The sequence below is a fragment of the Deinococcus koreensis genome, from assembly GCF_002901445.1.
GTDB lineage: Bacteria > Deinococcota > Deinococci > Deinococcales > Deinococcaceae > Deinococcus > Deinococcus koreensis.
On record NZ_PPPD01000001.1, the window covers coordinates 2,631,678 to 2,646,503 of the forward strand.

Below are 14,826 nucleotides of genomic sequence, written 5' to 3' on the forward strand. Positions count from 1 at the left end.
GCGGCCTTTCCCGTACCCTGAACCCCATGTGGACTCGCCTTCCTTCCAGCAGCCTGCGCGTCACCGGGGCCGACCGGGTGGACTTCGTGCAGGGCCAGATGACGGGCGACCTGCGCGGCGCCCCCACGCCGGGCCTGGTCGCCTGTGCCTTCCTGAACGTGCGTGGGCAGATCGAACACTTCGCGCGGGCCTACCGGCGCGCCGACGACGTGTATCTGCATCTCGACGCCTCTCAGGCGGCGGCGCTGGCCGCGCGGCTGCGGCGCTACATCATCTTCGATCAGGTCGAGCTGCAGGACACCAGCGAGACCCTGGGCACCGTACACGTCTGGGACGCGGCGAACGTGCCGGGCTGGCGCCTGGACGGCCCGGACGCGCAGAGCTTCGAGCTGGCCGGCGCCACCGTCCTCGCGGGCCGTGTGAACCGCACGGGCACCCCCGGCGTGGATCTGCACGTCCTGGCCCGGCACCTGGAGTCGGTGCTGGACACGCTGGGCAGCGAACAGCTTCTGGCCGACCTGGACGCCGCCCGCATCGGGGCCGGCATCCCCGACATCGTGCGCGACGGCTTCACGGGCACGCTGCTGCAGGAGGTCGGGCTGGACGTGGGCGGCCCGCTGCCGGCCATCAGCTACCGCAAGGGCTGTTACGTGGGCCAGGAGATCATGGCCCGCCTGGAAGCGCGCGGCAACGCCCGTTATCACCTCGCCCGCCTGAGTGGGGACAGCCTGCCGGCTCACGCCGAGATTGTTCAGGGGGGCAAGGTGGTGGGGCAGAGCGGCCTGCACGCGGCGGGCCACAGCCTCGCCCGGCTTCGCAGGGAGCTGCCGGGCGGCGTCGAGGTTCAGGTCGGCGGCGTCCCGGCGACGGTGCAGCTGCTGACCCCAGCCCATGTGTAGAGGTGCTCATGCTTGAGGCCATCGCACGCGACTTCCAGGCGGGCACCCGCGAGGGGCTGATCTGCGCCGCGCGGCGGGCCTACGGGCTGGCGCTGCTGGCGCTGGCCGTGCCGGGGGTGGTGCTGGGCGGCCTGCTGTGGCTGAGCGGCCCGGCGAGCACGCCCTGGCCGGCGGTGGCGGGGCTGCTGGGTCTGGGACTGGTGCTCGCCGCAGGCGCCCTCTACCTGGCCCATCAGGTGGCCCGGCGCCCCGACCTGCCGGCCCGTCAGGCGGCGCTGACCGGCTCCATCCAGGCGGCCACGGCGCCCGGGGTGCTGTTCCTGCTGGGCTGTACCCTGCTGGCCCAGCCGCTGGCCCTGGCCGCCTTCTGGGCGCTGGCCCTGGGCCTCCACGCGCTGGTCTGGTCACGCCTGCCGGGCTGGATCAGAACACCGGAACCAAGGGAAGAGGGCCTGCCGCCGGGTTGACGGGCAGGCCCTCCTCGTGGGGCGTGTCTAGCGCGTCTTGGGATCGAGCGCGTCGCGCAGGCCGTCTCCGAAGAGGTTGAAGGCCAGGCTGAAGAGGATGATGAACACGGCCGGGTAGACCAGCACGTACCAGTATGCGGGCTTGAGCCACGCGCGGGCAAAGTCCACGAGCTGACCCCACTCGCTGAAGCCCGGCTCGAAGCCCAGGCCCAGGAACGACAGGGCCGCGATGCCCAGCGGGATGGTTGCCAGATCCAGCACGGCAAGCGTGAACACGGCGGCCACCGAATTGGGCACGACGTGTTTCATGATCAGGCGCATGTCGCGGGCCCCCAGGGCGCGGGCGGCGTCCACGTATTCCAGCTGCCGGGTTCGCAGCACCTCGCCCCGGATGATGCGGGCGTAGCCGGCCCAGCCCGCCACGCAGCTCGCCACAATGATCGGAATGGTGGGGTCGTAGTCCGAGCCCGAGGCGGTGAAGCGAGCCCGCATGATGGTCAGCACCACGACCACCAGGATCAGGGGGGGCAGGGCGAAGATCACGTCGATGAAGCGCTGGATCAGGTTGTCGACCCAGCCGCCGTAGTACCCGCTGATGGCACCGACGATCACCCCGATCAGCAGGGTGATGCCCACGATGATGAAGGCCATCTTGAGCGCCGTTCGGGTGCCCCAGACCAGCCCATAGAAGATGTTGTAGCCATTGACCGTGCCGAAGATGGCCTGCGAGTCGGGCGGCGTGGGCTGCTGCTGGAAGCTCACGCGCTGAATCCGGTAGCAGCTGTCGGGCGGCACGAATACGGCCCGCAGAGCCACAGCCGGGTTGTAGACCTCGTTGGGGGAGGTGATGTTCAGGTCACGCAGGCAGTTGTCGGCCGGCTTGGCGATCAGCGGGGCGAAGAGGGCCACCAGCCCGAACAGCAGCGTGATGATCAGCCCGGCGATCGCCAGGGGGTTGCGCCTCATCTTCCGCATGGCGGGGCCGGTCCAGAAGAGCTGCCACTGGCTGCGCTTGTTGGTCGGGATAGGGGCGGACACACTCGTCATGCTGGGCCTCCGGACAGGAAGTGATGGAACGTGGCGGGCATCAGTCGAACCTCACACGCGGGTCGATCACGCCGTACAGGATGTCGACCACCGTGCTGACCACGACCACGATCACGGCCGAGAGCAGCGCGAAGCCCAGCACCGCCGCCAGATCGGTCTGCAGGGCCGCCTGCACGACCCACTGGCCCACGCCGGGGTAGGCGAAGATGGTCTCCGTGATGAGCGAGCCACCCAGCAGGCCAATCACCAGGAAGCCGCCCAGGGTCACGATACTGAGCAGGGCGTTGCGGCGCGCGTGTTTGTTGTTCACCGTGCGCGATGACAGTCCCTTTGCCCGCGCGGTCCGCACGTAATCGCTGGTCAGCGCTTCGAGCATGTTGTTCCGCATGACCTTCACGATGTTCGCAGACAGTACGGTGACCAGCGTCAGCGACGGCAGGATCATGTGCTGGATCACGTCCCAGGCGATGTCCCAGCGCCCGTTGAGGGCGGCGTCCACCGACAGCATTCCGGTGTAGCGTCTCAGGTCGCCGAGCGCGAACTGGTTGAGTACGCTCACCTGTCCGGCGCCGGGCAGCCAGCCCAGATAGGCGTAGAACACCGCCAGCAGCAGAATCCCCAGCACGAAGGTGGGCAGGCTGTAGCCGAAGACCACCAGCACCCGGATGATCTGGTCGATCAGCTTGTCCTTGTGCAACGCGCTCAGGGTGCCCAGCCAGATGCCCAGCAGCAGGATGGGAATCGCCGTGAGGATCGTCAGTTCGATCGTCGCGGGCAGTCTGATCCGGATGGTCTCGACCACGTCCTGGCTGCTGGCCCTGGAATAGCCCAGGTCCCCCTTCAGGGTGCTGCCCAGCCAGCGGCTGTACTGCACGGCGAAGGGATCACGCAGGCCGCGTTCGTCGATGATCTGCTCCAGGCGGGCCGCCTGCTGTTCGCTGCGGATATAGGGTGCGACACGCTGCTCGGGCGTCAGCAACTGGGTCAGTCCGACGATCATGAGGGACAGGACGAGCATCACCAGGGGAATCTGGATGAGTCGCCGCACGATGAAATTGAGCATGGAGGGCCTCGTGGGAATTCAGGAGTGCCGGGCAGGGTGGACAGCGCCGGCGGGAGGGCGGACAGGTCGTGCCGGGAGGCCGGGCAGACGGGGCGGGTCGAGGTGCAAGACAGAGGCGCGAGCAGTCGTCACGCGCAACGCCCTGACCGCTCAGCTTAAATCAACAGGGGGCAGCGCGCAAAGGTGTCCAGGTGGATCCAGGTGGGGTTGCCTCTGTCCTGCTCCGCCCGGCCCCCGGTCAACGGGAGAAGCGGGCGGCGGCCCTCAGAGCCTGTCCGCCCGCTTCTGCGGGAAGTGCGCCGCTACGGGCTTACTTCTTGCTCAGTTCCTTCCAGAAGGTGCCGGTCTGGAAGCTGATCATGGGGTTGTACGTGGCCTTCGAGGCGCCCACGACGCTGTCGCGGATGGCGAGGTAGTTCACGCCGGCGGGCATCAGGATGTACGGAGCCTGCTCGTAGGCGCGGTTGGCGACCAGCGAGTAGAGCCGGTTACGCTCGGCGGTGTTGACCGTGGAACGGGCCTGATCCAGCCACTTGTCGACCTGGGCGTCCTTCCAGTTGCTGCGCGGGAAGTAGTAACCGTTGCTGGAGTAGAAGGTGTACATGAAGTTGTCGGCGTCGGCGTAGTCGGGCGCCCAGCCGATGATGATCATGGCTTCCTTGCCGTCGCGCGAGTCGTTCAGCATCTCGCTCCAGGGCTTGGCCTGGATGTTGATCTTGAACTTGGGGTTCAGCGACTCGATGTTCTTCTTCAGGATTTCCATCGCGGTCTGCGAGGGAACAGCGCCAGCACGGTAGTTGGCCGTGATGGTGAAGCCGTTCTTCCAGACCTGACCGCCCCAGGCGCGCTTCAGGTAGGACTCGGCCTGCTTGGCGTCGAACTTGTACTGCTTGACCTTGGCGTCATAGCCGGGGAAGGTGTCGGGGAGCAGCATGGTGCGCTGCTTGCCTTTGCCCTTCTGCACGTCGGTGATGTACTGCCCGTAGTTGAAGGCGTAACTGAAGGCGCGGCGGACGTTCACGTCCTTGAAGAAGTTGGCGGGAATGCCCTTGCCGTCCAGCTTGCCCGAGCCCAGCAGGCCGTTGTTCTTGATGTTCTGGTTCATGAAGAAGCCGGTCGCGACCGTGTTGGGCAGATCGTCGATCCAGACCACGCCGGGCTTGCCCTTGATCTGCTCTTCGTCCACCGCACGCCCGCCGCCTTCCACCAGGTCGGCGTCGCCGCGCAGGAAGGCCTGCTGGCGGGCGGCCAGTTCGGCCACCTTCTGGATGATCACGTTCTTGATCGCCGGCTTCTTACCCCAGTAGTCGTCGAAGGCGGTCGCCAGCAGGGCGTTGGCGTCCTTGCGGACGAACTTGTACGCGCCGGTGCCGCTGGGCTGCTGGCTGAGCTTGGAGTTCTGCAGATCCTTGCCCACGTTGGCCTGCCAGTCGGCTTCCTTGCCGCTCCATTCGCCCAGCGAGATGGCGTGCTTGGAGTCGAGGATGCTCTGGCCGGTGTAGGCGAGCTTCGCCAGGAAGGCGGGGTCGACTTTGGGCAGATTGAAGACCAGCTGACCGGCGTTGTTGCACTCGACGGCCTTGTCGATGCGTGCCCAGGTGATGGTCTTGTCGTCCTTGGCGTTGCTGCCGGTGCCCAGCAGGGACTCGCTGATGAACCAGTTGCCGGAGTCGGCCGAGTTGGTCACGAGGTTGCGCTCGAAGGAGTATTCGGCGTCGGCGCAGGTCATGGGGTTGCCGGTGTGGAACTTGACGTTCTTGCGCAGGTCGAAGGTGTAGGTCTTGCCGCCGTTGGAGATCGTCCACTTGGTCGCCAGCAGGGGCTCGAGCTTGGTCAGGCTGGCGCCCGAGTAGGTCACCAGGGTCTCGTAGATATTCTCGGTGATCGCACCCGAGGCGGTGTCGTAGGTCACGCCGGGGTCGAGCGTGGGAATATCGGCAGCTTCCTGAATGACCAGGGTGTCCTTGGGAGCCGCGGCGAGGGCCGCGCTGACGATAAGCAGAGAGCTGAGCATTGCAAATTTCTTCATATGCCTCCTGAGCTATTGACGGTGAGGACGGTGTCTAAGCGTTGTGCCAAGCTCGTCTGTCACCTGTCTAGTATGTGAACGCCAAGCATCATAGCGTAGGTCAATCGGCGTAGATGTGAAATCCATCAGAATGAGGACTGGGGCACTTTGTCTTCACCCGCGCCGCCTCAACCGGGGCTGATGAGTTGGATGTGCAACAGGTGTGCCCTGTGGCAGGGGCGTGAAGGAGGCGTGACATACTGCCCCGCGTGAAGAAACGGATTCTGCTGCTGGCCGGGGGTCAGTCCGGGGAACACGAGGTCAGCCTGATGAGCGCGCGCAGCGTCCTGGCCGCGCTGCCCGTCGATCAGTTCGATGTCACCCCGGTCGTCATCTCCAAGGAAGGCCGCTGGCTGCCCCCCACCCAGACCCTCCACGCGCTGGAGACCGGTGAGGCCGCCACCGGGGGAGACCTCGTGCTGCACCGCGCCGCCAGCGCCGAGGGCTACGACGCCGTGTTCCCGATCCTGCACGGGCCGATGGGCGAGGACGGCACGGTACAGGGCCTGCTGACCCTGGCGGGCATTCCGTTCGTCGGCAGCGGCGTGCTGGGCTCGGCGGTCAGCATGGACAAGGTGATGACCAAGCAGGTGCTGGCCTCAGCCGGCATTCCGCAGGTGCGGTGGGCGCTGGCCATCCGCCGCGGCTGGCAGCAGACGCCGGACGCGGTGCGCGAGCAGGCGGCCGCCCTGGGGTACCCGCTGTTCGTCAAGCCGGCCAATCTGGGTTCCAGTGTGGGGATCAGCAAGGTCAGTGGCCCGGGGGAACTCGACCAGGCGCTGGAGCTGGCCTTCAGCCTGGATCGCCGCGTGATCCTGGAGGCGATGACCAGCCACAGGCCCCGCGAACTGGAGGTCGGCGTGCTGGGCAACGACGCGCCGGTCGCCAGCCCGGTCGGCGAGCTGAGCTTCGACGCCGAGTTCTACGACTACGAGACCAAATACACCGAGGGCCGCGCCACCATGCACATTCCCGCGCTGGTGCCCGCCGAGGTGGCCGCGCGCGCCCGCGACCTGGCCCTGCAGGCCTTCCGGGCGCTGGACTGCGCCGGGCTGGCGCGGGTGGACTTCTTCTATGTCGAAGCGACCGGGGAACTGCTGCTCAACGAGGTCAACACCATGCCGGGCTTCACCACCACCTCCATGTATCCCAAACTCCTCGAGGCGGCGGGCCTGAGTTACAGCGATCTGGTCACCCGGCTGGTGGAACTGGCCCTGGAGCAGCGCTGAGCCGCGGGCATTCCCGCTTCGGGACAAAAGTACCTTATTAATCCGAGTGGTTTACTTAGGATTACGGGCATGAAGCCTTTCCTGCTCATCGGCACCGCCCTCCTGCTCGCCAGCACCACGTCGGCCCAGACCGCCCCCAAGAGCCTGACCGTGTATTCGGGCCGGGCCAAGACCTTCGTCGATCCCATCGTGCAGCAGTTCGAGAAGCAGACCGGCATCAAGGTCAACGTGCGCTACGGCACGGACGCCCAACTGGTCGCCGCCATCCGCGAGGAGGGGGCGCGCAGCCCCGCCGACGTGTACTGGGGCAACTCGGTGGGCGCGCTGGGCGAGCTGGCCCAGGAGGGCAGGTTCACGAAATTGGGCACGGCCCTGACCCGCAACATCAGCGACGACTACCTGCCGGAGTCGCGCACCTGGCTGCCCACCACCGTGCGCTTCCGCACCCTGGCCTACAACACCGGCAAGATCAAGCCCGAGCAGCTACCCCAGAGCGTGCTCGACCTGCCCAAGATGACGGCCCTGAAAGGCCGCATCGGCTGGACGGTCTCGTACCCCTCCTTCCAGGATTTCCTGGCCGGCATGATCGCCAAGCACGGCGAGGCCACCACCAAAGCCTGGATCGAGGGCATGAAGGCCCTGGAACCCAAGGACTACAAGACCAGCAACGTGGGGATGCTGGAGGCCATGCGTGCCGGTGAGATCGACGTGGCCCTGACCAACCACTACTACATCCAGCGCGTGAACCGACTGAGCTACCCCATCGACACCTACTTCTTCAAGGCGGGCGATATCGGCAACCTGGGCAACGCGACCGGGGCGGGCATCCTGAAGACCAGCCGGAACACCTCCAGCGCCTCGCGCTTCCTGAACGCGCTGGTCGCGAAGGACGCCCAGACCTTCTTCCTGAGCGTGAATTTCGAGTATCCGGTGATCGGCAACATCCTGCAGCCCACGACCATGCTGCCCTACGCCGACGTGGTGAAGCGCAGCCCGAAGGTCGATCCCACCGACCTGACCAGGAACATCGAGAAGGCGCAGAAGCTGCTGCGCGACGCCGGCCTGCTGTAAGCACACCCCTCGTGATCCTCGCCCCCACGCCGACAAGGCGTGGGGGCTGATCTCTTGTCCAGTCTCCTGTCCAGGGCAAGCCCTTCCGTGTTCTACTGCCGCCATGACCCTGATCGGCTGGGCACTGGGACTGCTCCTCGGGCTCACGCTGGGACGCGTGCAGGTGCAGCTGCAGGGGCGCTGGGCCGGGGTCGCCGCCGGGCTGGGTGGGCTGGCCCTGGCCGCCATGCTCGGCGCCGTGCTGCTGGCCGACTCCTTCAGTCGGGGCTTCGTGCTCGTCTACCTGGCCCTCGGCGCCGTCCTGAGTCTGCTCGCCGCCGTGCCCCGGCTGCTCGGGGGTCGGCGGCCCGCCAGACCTGAAGCCCTCTGGGTCAGCCTGGGGCTGGGCGCGGCGCTCACGGCCAGTGTGCTGCTGAGCGGCCTGGGGGCCGACGCGCTGCTCGGGGCGCTGGTGCCACCAACCGCCAAGGCGCAGGTCTCCTCCGGGCTGATTCCCGGACTGCTCCTGGGCACGGTGCTCGGCCTGGGGTGGGGGTGGGTTCGGGTTCGCCGGTCGTCGGCCGCCCCGCCCTGACCCCCGCCTTTCCCTCCACCGCGTTCAGGACGCCTGCCCCGGAATCCTGACCAAGATGCTCTGATATCGTGGCGCAGTCTGGCCTTCTGGCCTCTCCCTGCCCATGACCAACCGCCGCCTTCCCCTGCTGCTGTCACTGCCTGCCCTGCTCACGGTGGCGGGGGTGCTGCTGCCGCTGTCGTATCTGGTGCTGCGGGCCTTCGGGGCCGAGTGGACGGAGCTGCGCGAGATCGTCTTCCGGGTGCGGAACCTGGAGCTGCTGGGCAACACCCTGGGACTCACGGTGTCGGTGCTGCTCACCACCACCCTGGTGGCCCTGCCGCTGGCCTTCCTGGCGGCCCGCTCCGACTTCCGGCCCCGGCGGGCACTGATGCTGCTGGGCGTGCTGCCGCTGGCGATTCCCGGCTATGTCGGCGCCTACGCGCTGATCGCGGCCAGCGGCGCGGGCGGCACCATCGAGGCGCTGACCGGCGTCCGCTGGCCCGGCCCGAGCGGCTACTGGGGGGCGCTGGGCGTGCTGACGCTGTTCACCTTTCCCTACCTGTTCCTGAACCTGCACGCGGCGCTGCGTTCTCTCGACCCCGCCCTGGAGGACGCGGCGCGGCTGCTGGGCCGCACCCCCATGCAGACCTTCCGGGCCGTGACCCTGCCGCATCTGCGCCCCGCCTGGCTGTCGGGCGCCCTCCTGATCGCCCTGCACGTGCTGGGCGACTTCGCGGTGGTCAGCCTGATGCGCTATCCCACCTTCAGCGCCGCCATCTACCAGCAGTACACCGCCGCCTACGACCGCGTGTACTCGGCGTGGCTGGCGCTGGGGCTGCTCCTCATTACCGGGGCGGTGCTGTGGCTGGAATCGCGGCTGATGCGCGGCGTGTTCCTGGCGCGGGTCTCGCCGGCCACGGCGCGGCAGCTCCCGACCCTGCGGGTGGGCGCGTGGGCGCCGCTGGCCTGGGCCTTCGTGGCCGTGCTGGCGGGTGCGGCGCTGGTCGTGCCGCTGGGCACGATCCTGTACTGGCTGCGGCTGGAACAGAGCCCCTTTGCCTGGGCCGCGCTGCTGGCCGCGCTGAAATCGGCCCTGGGCGCCGCCGCCCTCGCGGCCGTGACCACCACGGCGCTGGCCTTTCCGCTGGCGTACATCGGCAACCGCTTCGCCTCGCGCGCGGCCCGGCTGACCGAGCGGGCGGCGTTCCTGGGCTACGCCACGCCGCCGCTGGCCTTCGCACTCTCTCTGGTGTTCTTCAGCCTTCGGGTCACGCCCTCCCTCTACCAGACCTTCACCCTGCTGATCATCGCCTACACCCTGCACTTCGTGGCGGAGGCCATCGGCCCGATCCGCACCGGCCTGAGCCTCGCCACGCCGCGCCTGGAGGAAGCCGCCCGGGTGCTGGGCCAGACGCCGTGGCAGGCCCTGACCCGCGTGACCCTGCCGCTGATCCGCCCGGGGCTGCTGGTCAGCGCCGCCTTCGTGTTCCTGAGCGTGCTCAAGGAACTGCCGCTGACCCTGCTGCTCTCGCCCATCGGCTTCGAGACGCTGGCCCGCAACGTCTGGACTTACACGGAAGAAGCGCAGTACGCCAGCGCCGCGCCCTACGCCCTGGCGCTGGCGCTGAGCGGGGCGGTGCTCACGCTGCTGATCCTGCGGCGGGAGGGCCGGGGGCAGAGGGCGGAGGGCAGACGGCCCAGGGCCCAGGGCCGGGCCAGGGCACCCACTCCCGCCGCCGTTCGAAAGGAACCGACATGACCCCCACGCTGGAACTGAGCCACCTTGTCAAACGTTTCGCGCCGGGGCTGCCGCCGGTGGTCGACGACCTGAGCCTGAGCGCGCAGGCGGGCGAACTGCTGACGCTGCTGGGGCCCTCGGGCTGCGGCAAGACCACCACGCTGCGTCTGATCGCCGGGCTGGAGCGCCCGGACGGCGGTTCCATCCGCATCGCCGGGCGCGAGCTGACCGAGCCCTTCGTGCCGCCCGAGCGCCGGGGGGTCGGGCTGGTGTTTCAGGACTACGCGCTGTTCCCGCACCTGAACGTGCTGGGCAACGTGCTGTTCGGGCTGCGGCACCTGCCCCGCGCCGAGCGGCTGCCCCGCGCCCGCGAGACCCTGGCGCTGGTGGGCCTGACCATCTTCGAGACCCGGATGCCGCACCAGCTCTCGGGCGGGCAGCAGCAGCGCGTCGCCCTGGCCCGCGCGCTCGCCCCGCGCCCCGCCCTGCTGCTGCTCGACGAGCCCTTTTCCAACCTCGATGCCCAGTTGCGCTACTCGACCCGCCAGGAGGTGCGCTCGATCCTGCGGCGCAGCGGCACCACCGCCATTCTGGTCACGCACGACCAGGAGGAGGCGCTGGCCTTCAGCGACCGCCTGGTGCTCATGCGCGGCGGCCGGGCCGAACAGAGCGGCACCCCGCAGGAGGTCTACGCCTGGCCCCGCACCGCCTTCGTGGCGAACTTCCTGGGCCGCAGCAACCTGCTGGGGGGCACCGCCGACCGCTTCATGGCCCGCACCATCCTGGGCATCCTGCCGCTGGCAGAGGCGGCCAGCGGCCCGGTGCTCGTCTCGGTGCGCCCGGAACATCTGGCCTTCACCGACGACCCGGCCGGCACGCCCGTGACCATCGTCGCGCGGGAGTTCCGCGGCCACGACGCGACCTACACGGTGCATCTGTCGGGCGCGGTGGGCGGGCAGGAACTGGTGATCCACGACAGCGGCTCCCCGGTGCGCGCCGAGGGCGATCAGGTGCGGGTGCAGGTCACGCAGCCCGCGCGGGTCGTGCGCTGAGACGGATTTCGTCCAGTTCCGGCGCATCCGGGAGAGCACCGGATGCACGTCCATCTCCCGGAACCCCACCCCTTCTTCTGGGCTCCGCCACCCTCCGAGTTCCTTTGGTCGGACTTCCCCTCTCTTTCAGCGGGCTGGGGTCGGAGTCCGTATGATACGGGATTAAGATGAGTTGCAAGCATGGACACGCTGCCACTGCACCCGTACCGAACCGTCACGGAACTTGAAGCGTCGTATCGATCGGCCCACCGTCCGGTCGAACGCTCCCGCTGGCACATCCTGTGGCTTAAAGCCAAAGGGTATCCCCCGCGCCAGATCGCTGATGCCACGGGGTACAACCGCAACACCATCAGCACCCTGGTGCGCCGATACAACCAGCACGGCCCTGAGGCGGTGCGCGACAAACGTCAGGACAACCACTCCGACCCCGCCCTGACCCCCGATCAGCAGCGGCAGCTCTCGGAGGCGCTGATGGAGACCCCGCCCAGGGGCGGGGTGTGGACGAGCGGCACCGCCCAGGCGTACATCTACGAGCACTTTGCGGTGGCGATCACCGAGGTGTGTGCGTGGGGGTATCTCAAACGCCTGGGGTTCAGTGTGCAGCTGCCACGTCCCCGTCACCATCTGGCGGCCGATCCAGACGTGCAGGCGGCGTTCAAAAAAAAGTAGCCCAAACATTGCGCACGGCGCAGGCAGCGTACCCGCACCAGCGGGTACGCCTGTTTGTTCAGGACGAAGGCCGCGCTGGGCTCAAACCTGTGCTCATGCGGGTGTGGGCCAAGGTCGGCCAGCGACCCATCGCGGTGCAGCATCGGGGGTTCCAGTGGCTCTACGTCTATGTCTTCGTGGAACCGGTCACCGGCACGAGTGACTTCTTGATCCTGCCGACAGTGAGCACGGCGGTCATGCAGGTGGCCCTGGCGGCCTTCAACGATGCGGTGAATCCGACTGGGCGGGACATCATCGTGCTGTTGCTGGATGGTGCGGGCTGGCACACCAGCCCGCAGCTGACCGTGCCCCCCACGATGCTGCTGGTCACGTTTCCCCCCTACACCCCGGAGCTGTCCCCAGCAGAACCGCTGGTCGGTCGAGTCAAGCGTCCCCTGGCGAACCGAACCTTCACGACCCTGGATGACGTGCAAGACGTCTTGAGCCACGAGTGCCAGCGCTTGATGGCGTCACCGTCCGAAGTGCAGTCGCTGACCGCTTTCCCCTGGATACGCCATGCCCTGAATTCATGTTAGTCCGGTATGAGTCCCCTCCAGCCACAGTTTTAAGGTTGGGTCAGGCCGGGTCGGGGGCCTCCGACCTACAATGCCCTCACGCCACGCCCGGAACAGCTCAGGAGCCGGGGCGGCCTTTCCCCTTTCCACCCACACGCTCCGCACCCACCGGGGCGGCCACACCAAGGAGCACACACCTGTTATGGACTGGAACAATCTTCCCGGAAGTGGCGGCGGCGTCGAGGATCGCCGTGGAGCGGGCGGCCTGCCCGGCGGCGGCATCGCGGTCGGGGGCATCGGCGGCCTGATCATCGCCCTCATCGCCATGTTCTTCGGCATCGACCCCTCGGTGATCCTGGGCGGTGGCGGCGGCGCGGTTCCGGGACAGTCGGCTCCCTCCCAGTCGTCGGTTCCGCAGTCCGACCGGCCTCCCGCCAGCGACGAGTCCTACCAGTTTGTCGACAAGATCCTGGGCAGCACCAATCAGGTCTGGGGCAGCGTGTTCCAGCAGGCGGGCCGCACCTACACGCCCGCGACCCTGGTGCTGTACAGCCAGGGCACCCAGAGCGGCTGCGGCGCCGCCAGCAGCGCGGTCGGGCCGTTCTACTGCCCGCTGGACAACAAGGTCTACATCGACACCAGCTTCTTCGCCACCATGCAGCAGCGCCTCGGCGGCGGCGGCGATTTCGCGTACTCCTACGTGATCGCGCACGAGGTCGGCCACCACGTCCAGAACGAACTGGGCATCGCCGACCAGGTCGAGCGCAAGCAGCGCGCCGCCCGCTCCGAGGCCGAAGCCAACTCCTACGGCGTGCGGATGGAACTTCAGGCCGACTGCTTCGCGGGCGTGTGGGGTAACTCGGTGCAGACCCAGGCCAGCCTCACCCAGGCAGACGTGCAGGAGGCGGTGAACACGGCGCAGGCCATAGGAGACGACAACCTGCAGCGCCAGTCGCGCGGCCGGGTGGTACCGGACTCGTTCACGCACGGCTCCAGCGAGCAGCGGGTGAACTGGTTCATGCGCGGTTTCAAGTCCGGCAACCCGAACCAGTGCGACACCTTCGGGGTGCCCTACGCCCAGCTCTGAACCTGAGCTGATCTGAACCTGGGCAGGGGAGGCGGGACGTGGAGGGAAGTTCCACGTCCCGCCTCCTTCAGCTGTCCGCGTGACCTGAAGGACGCCCCCGCCGGGCAATTCCCGTCAATCGTGAACCGCATCCCCCCGGTCGGGGGCCGGATGCGCTTTGCTTTCAGGGATGACCAGTCCGTGGGCGATAGAGGGGGTACCCGTTCAGCTCAGGCGGAGTGCGAAGCGCCGCACCGTGGCCCTGCAGGTGCGGCCTGGAGAGATCACGCTGTATGCGCCCGCCCGTGTGCCCCTGGCCAGCCTGCGTCAGATCGTGGACGCCCGGCAGGAATGGATCGCCCACCATCTGGCGCAGTACGCCGCGCGGCCGACCTCGGAGCTGTCGTTCGGGCACGGCTCCAGCCTGCCCTTCCTGGGCCAGGGGCTGAGGCTCGACTTCACGCCTGGGGTCAGGGGCGTCCAGCGCGACGGGGGTACCCTGCGCCTCGCGCCCGGTGAGAGAGAGGACGTTCAGCAGAGGATCGAGGCGTGGACGCGCCGCGCCTGTCTGGAACCGTACCGGGCGCTGGTCGAGGACTACGCCGGTCGTCTGGACGCACTGGTCAGGCTGGGCCAGGTGAGGGTCAGCGGGGCCCAGTACCGCTGGGGCAGCTGCACCGCGAAGGGCGACATCCGCCTGCACTGGAAGCTCAGCCGCGCGCCCCTGGAGGTGCTGCATTACGTCGCGCTGCACGAGGTGGCCCACCTGCATGAACTCAACCACTCGGCCCGCTACTGGAGCCACGTGGCCCGCATCATGCCGGATTACAGCCAGCACCGCGACTGGCTCCGGGAGTGGGGCAGCACCCTTTAGGGCATTTGTCCGAATTGCAGCATCAGACAAAGGGCGTCTGATGCTTCCATTCTCTGCTTCGCAGCTTTGCAAGCCCCAAATACTCCGTCAAATTCACTCACTTCGTTCGGTCAAAAGTGAACAGCTCTTTTGACAAATGCTGTAGGGCAGCGGAAAGCCGGAGTTCACATCGCCGGCATGGGCGTGGGGCTCGGCAGACCGGGCGTATCCGGGTTGGGGGTCGGGCCGGGCTCGGGCATCCCCGGCAGGTCGGGATTCATCGGGGGGTCGCTCAACGGGCCGGTGTCGCCCGCTCCGGGCATCCGCTCGGGCATGGGCGCGGGCAGGTCGGTGGGTTCGGTGGCGGGGGCCGGCGGGCGGTCGTAGGAATCGGTCATGGTGGAACCTCCAGGGTCAGGGCCAGAACGAGGGAATGGCGCCACTCTGCCGGCGGGAGCCGTGCCCCCGGGGCAAAAACCCATGAAGGCGCCTTC

The 14,826-nt window shown here is 67.9% G+C and carries 15 protein-coding genes; 11 read left to right on the forward strand and 4 right to left on the reverse strand.

Features of this window, described 5'->3' with window-relative positions; all coding sequences use genetic code 11:
• Nucleotides 1-26 precede the first annotated feature (26 nt).
• Nucleotides 27-899: a CAF17-like 4Fe-4S cluster assembly/insertion protein YgfZ gene (gene ygfZ / locus CVO96_RS12425; protein ID WP_103312503.1), complete on the forward strand. Its 873-nt coding sequence runs from the start codon at nt 27-29 to the stop codon at nt 897-899.
• 8 nt (nt 900-907) lie between these two features.
• The gene (locus CVO96_RS12430) at nt 908-1,366 is read left to right on the forward strand and encodes a hypothetical protein (RefSeq protein WP_103313466.1); all 459 of its coding nucleotides are present in this window, start codon (nt 908-910) and stop codon (nt 1,364-1,366) included.
• Nucleotides 1,367-1,393: 27 nt separating this feature from the next.
• Here CVO96_RS12430 and CVO96_RS12435 read toward each other — a convergent pair whose 3' ends face one another.
• The 3 genes from CVO96_RS12435 to CVO96_RS12445 form a co-directional block, all read right to left on the reverse strand.
• Nucleotides 1,394-2,413 (reverse strand): ABC transporter permease, encoded by a 1,020-nt coding sequence (locus tag CVO96_RS12435; protein ID WP_103312504.1) that lies wholly within the window; start codon nt 2,411-2,413, stop codon nt 1,394-1,396.
• A 40-nt stretch (nt 2,414-2,453) separates the two neighbouring features.
• Entirely contained in the window at nt 2,454-3,476 is a 1,023-nt protein-coding gene (locus CVO96_RS12440; protein WP_103312505.1) for an ABC transporter permease, read from the reverse strand.
• 310 nt (nt 3,477-3,786) lie between these two features.
• Nucleotides 3,787-5,505, reverse strand: a complete 1,719-nt coding sequence (locus tag CVO96_RS12445) for an ABC transporter substrate-binding protein (RefSeq protein ID WP_103312506.1) — start codon at nt 5,503-5,505, stop codon at nt 3,787-3,789.
• A 248-nt stretch (nt 5,506-5,753) separates the two neighbouring features.
• Between CVO96_RS12445 and CVO96_RS12450 the strand changes: the two genes are divergently transcribed.
• The 9 genes from CVO96_RS12450 to CVO96_RS12490 all read left to right on the forward strand — a co-directional run bounded on the left by CVO96_RS12450 (nt 5,754) and on the right by CVO96_RS12490 (nt 14,353).
• A complete protein-coding gene (locus CVO96_RS12450) occupies nt 5,754-6,773 on the forward strand; it encodes a D-alanine--D-alanine ligase family protein (protein ID WP_103312507.1) in 1,020 nt (339 codons plus the stop codon).
• A 69-nt stretch (nt 6,774-6,842) separates the two neighbouring features.
• Nucleotides 6,843-7,844: an extracellular solute-binding protein gene (locus CVO96_RS12455; protein WP_103312508.1), complete on the forward strand. Its 1,002-nt coding sequence runs from the start codon at nt 6,843-6,845 to the stop codon at nt 7,842-7,844.
• 103 nt (nt 7,845-7,947) lie between these two features.
• On the forward strand, nt 7,948-8,418 hold the full coding sequence (locus tag CVO96_RS12460; RefSeq protein WP_103312509.1) for a hypothetical protein: 471 nt from the start codon (nt 7,948-7,950) through the stop codon (nt 8,416-8,418).
• A 103-nt stretch (nt 8,419-8,521) separates the two neighbouring features.
• Entirely contained in the window at nt 8,522-10,159 is a 1,638-nt protein-coding gene (locus CVO96_RS12465; RefSeq protein ID WP_103312510.1) for an ABC transporter permease, read from the forward strand.
• Complete coding sequence (locus tag CVO96_RS12470) at nt 10,156-11,190, forward strand: ABC transporter ATP-binding protein (protein ID WP_103312511.1); 1,035 nt, start codon at nt 10,156-10,158, stop codon at nt 11,188-11,190. Before CVO96_RS12465 ends, CVO96_RS12470 begins: the two co-directional genes overlap by 4 nt.
• A 180-nt stretch (nt 11,191-11,370) precedes the next feature.
• Nucleotides 11,371-11,859, forward strand: a complete 489-nt coding sequence (locus CVO96_RS12475) for a winged helix-turn-helix domain-containing protein (RefSeq protein ID WP_103310445.1) — start codon at nt 11,371-11,373, stop codon at nt 11,857-11,859.
• Nucleotides 11,757-12,434, forward strand: coding sequence for a transposase (locus CVO96_RS12480; RefSeq protein ID WP_279326991.1), 678 nt, complete (start codon nt 11,757-11,759; stop codon nt 12,432-12,434). Before CVO96_RS12475 ends, CVO96_RS12480 begins: the two co-directional genes overlap by 103 nt.
• 181 nt (nt 12,435-12,615) lie before the next feature.
• Nucleotides 12,616-13,500 (forward strand): KPN_02809 family neutral zinc metallopeptidase, encoded by an 885-nt coding sequence (gene ypfJ, locus CVO96_RS12485; protein WP_103312512.1) that lies wholly within the window; start codon nt 12,616-12,618, stop codon nt 13,498-13,500.
• A 169-nt stretch (nt 13,501-13,669) separates the two neighbouring features.
• Entirely contained in the window at nt 13,670-14,353 is a 684-nt protein-coding gene (locus CVO96_RS12490) for a M48 family metallopeptidase (protein WP_103312513.1), read from the forward strand.
• Nucleotides 14,354-14,517: 164 nt separating this feature from the next.
• On the opposite strand, the gene CVO96_RS12495 is transcribed toward CVO96_RS12490, so the two are convergent.
• Entirely contained in the window at nt 14,518-14,730 is a 213-nt protein-coding gene (locus CVO96_RS12495; protein ID WP_103312514.1) for a hypothetical protein, read from the reverse strand.
• Nucleotides 14,731-14,826: the final 96 nt, after the last annotated feature.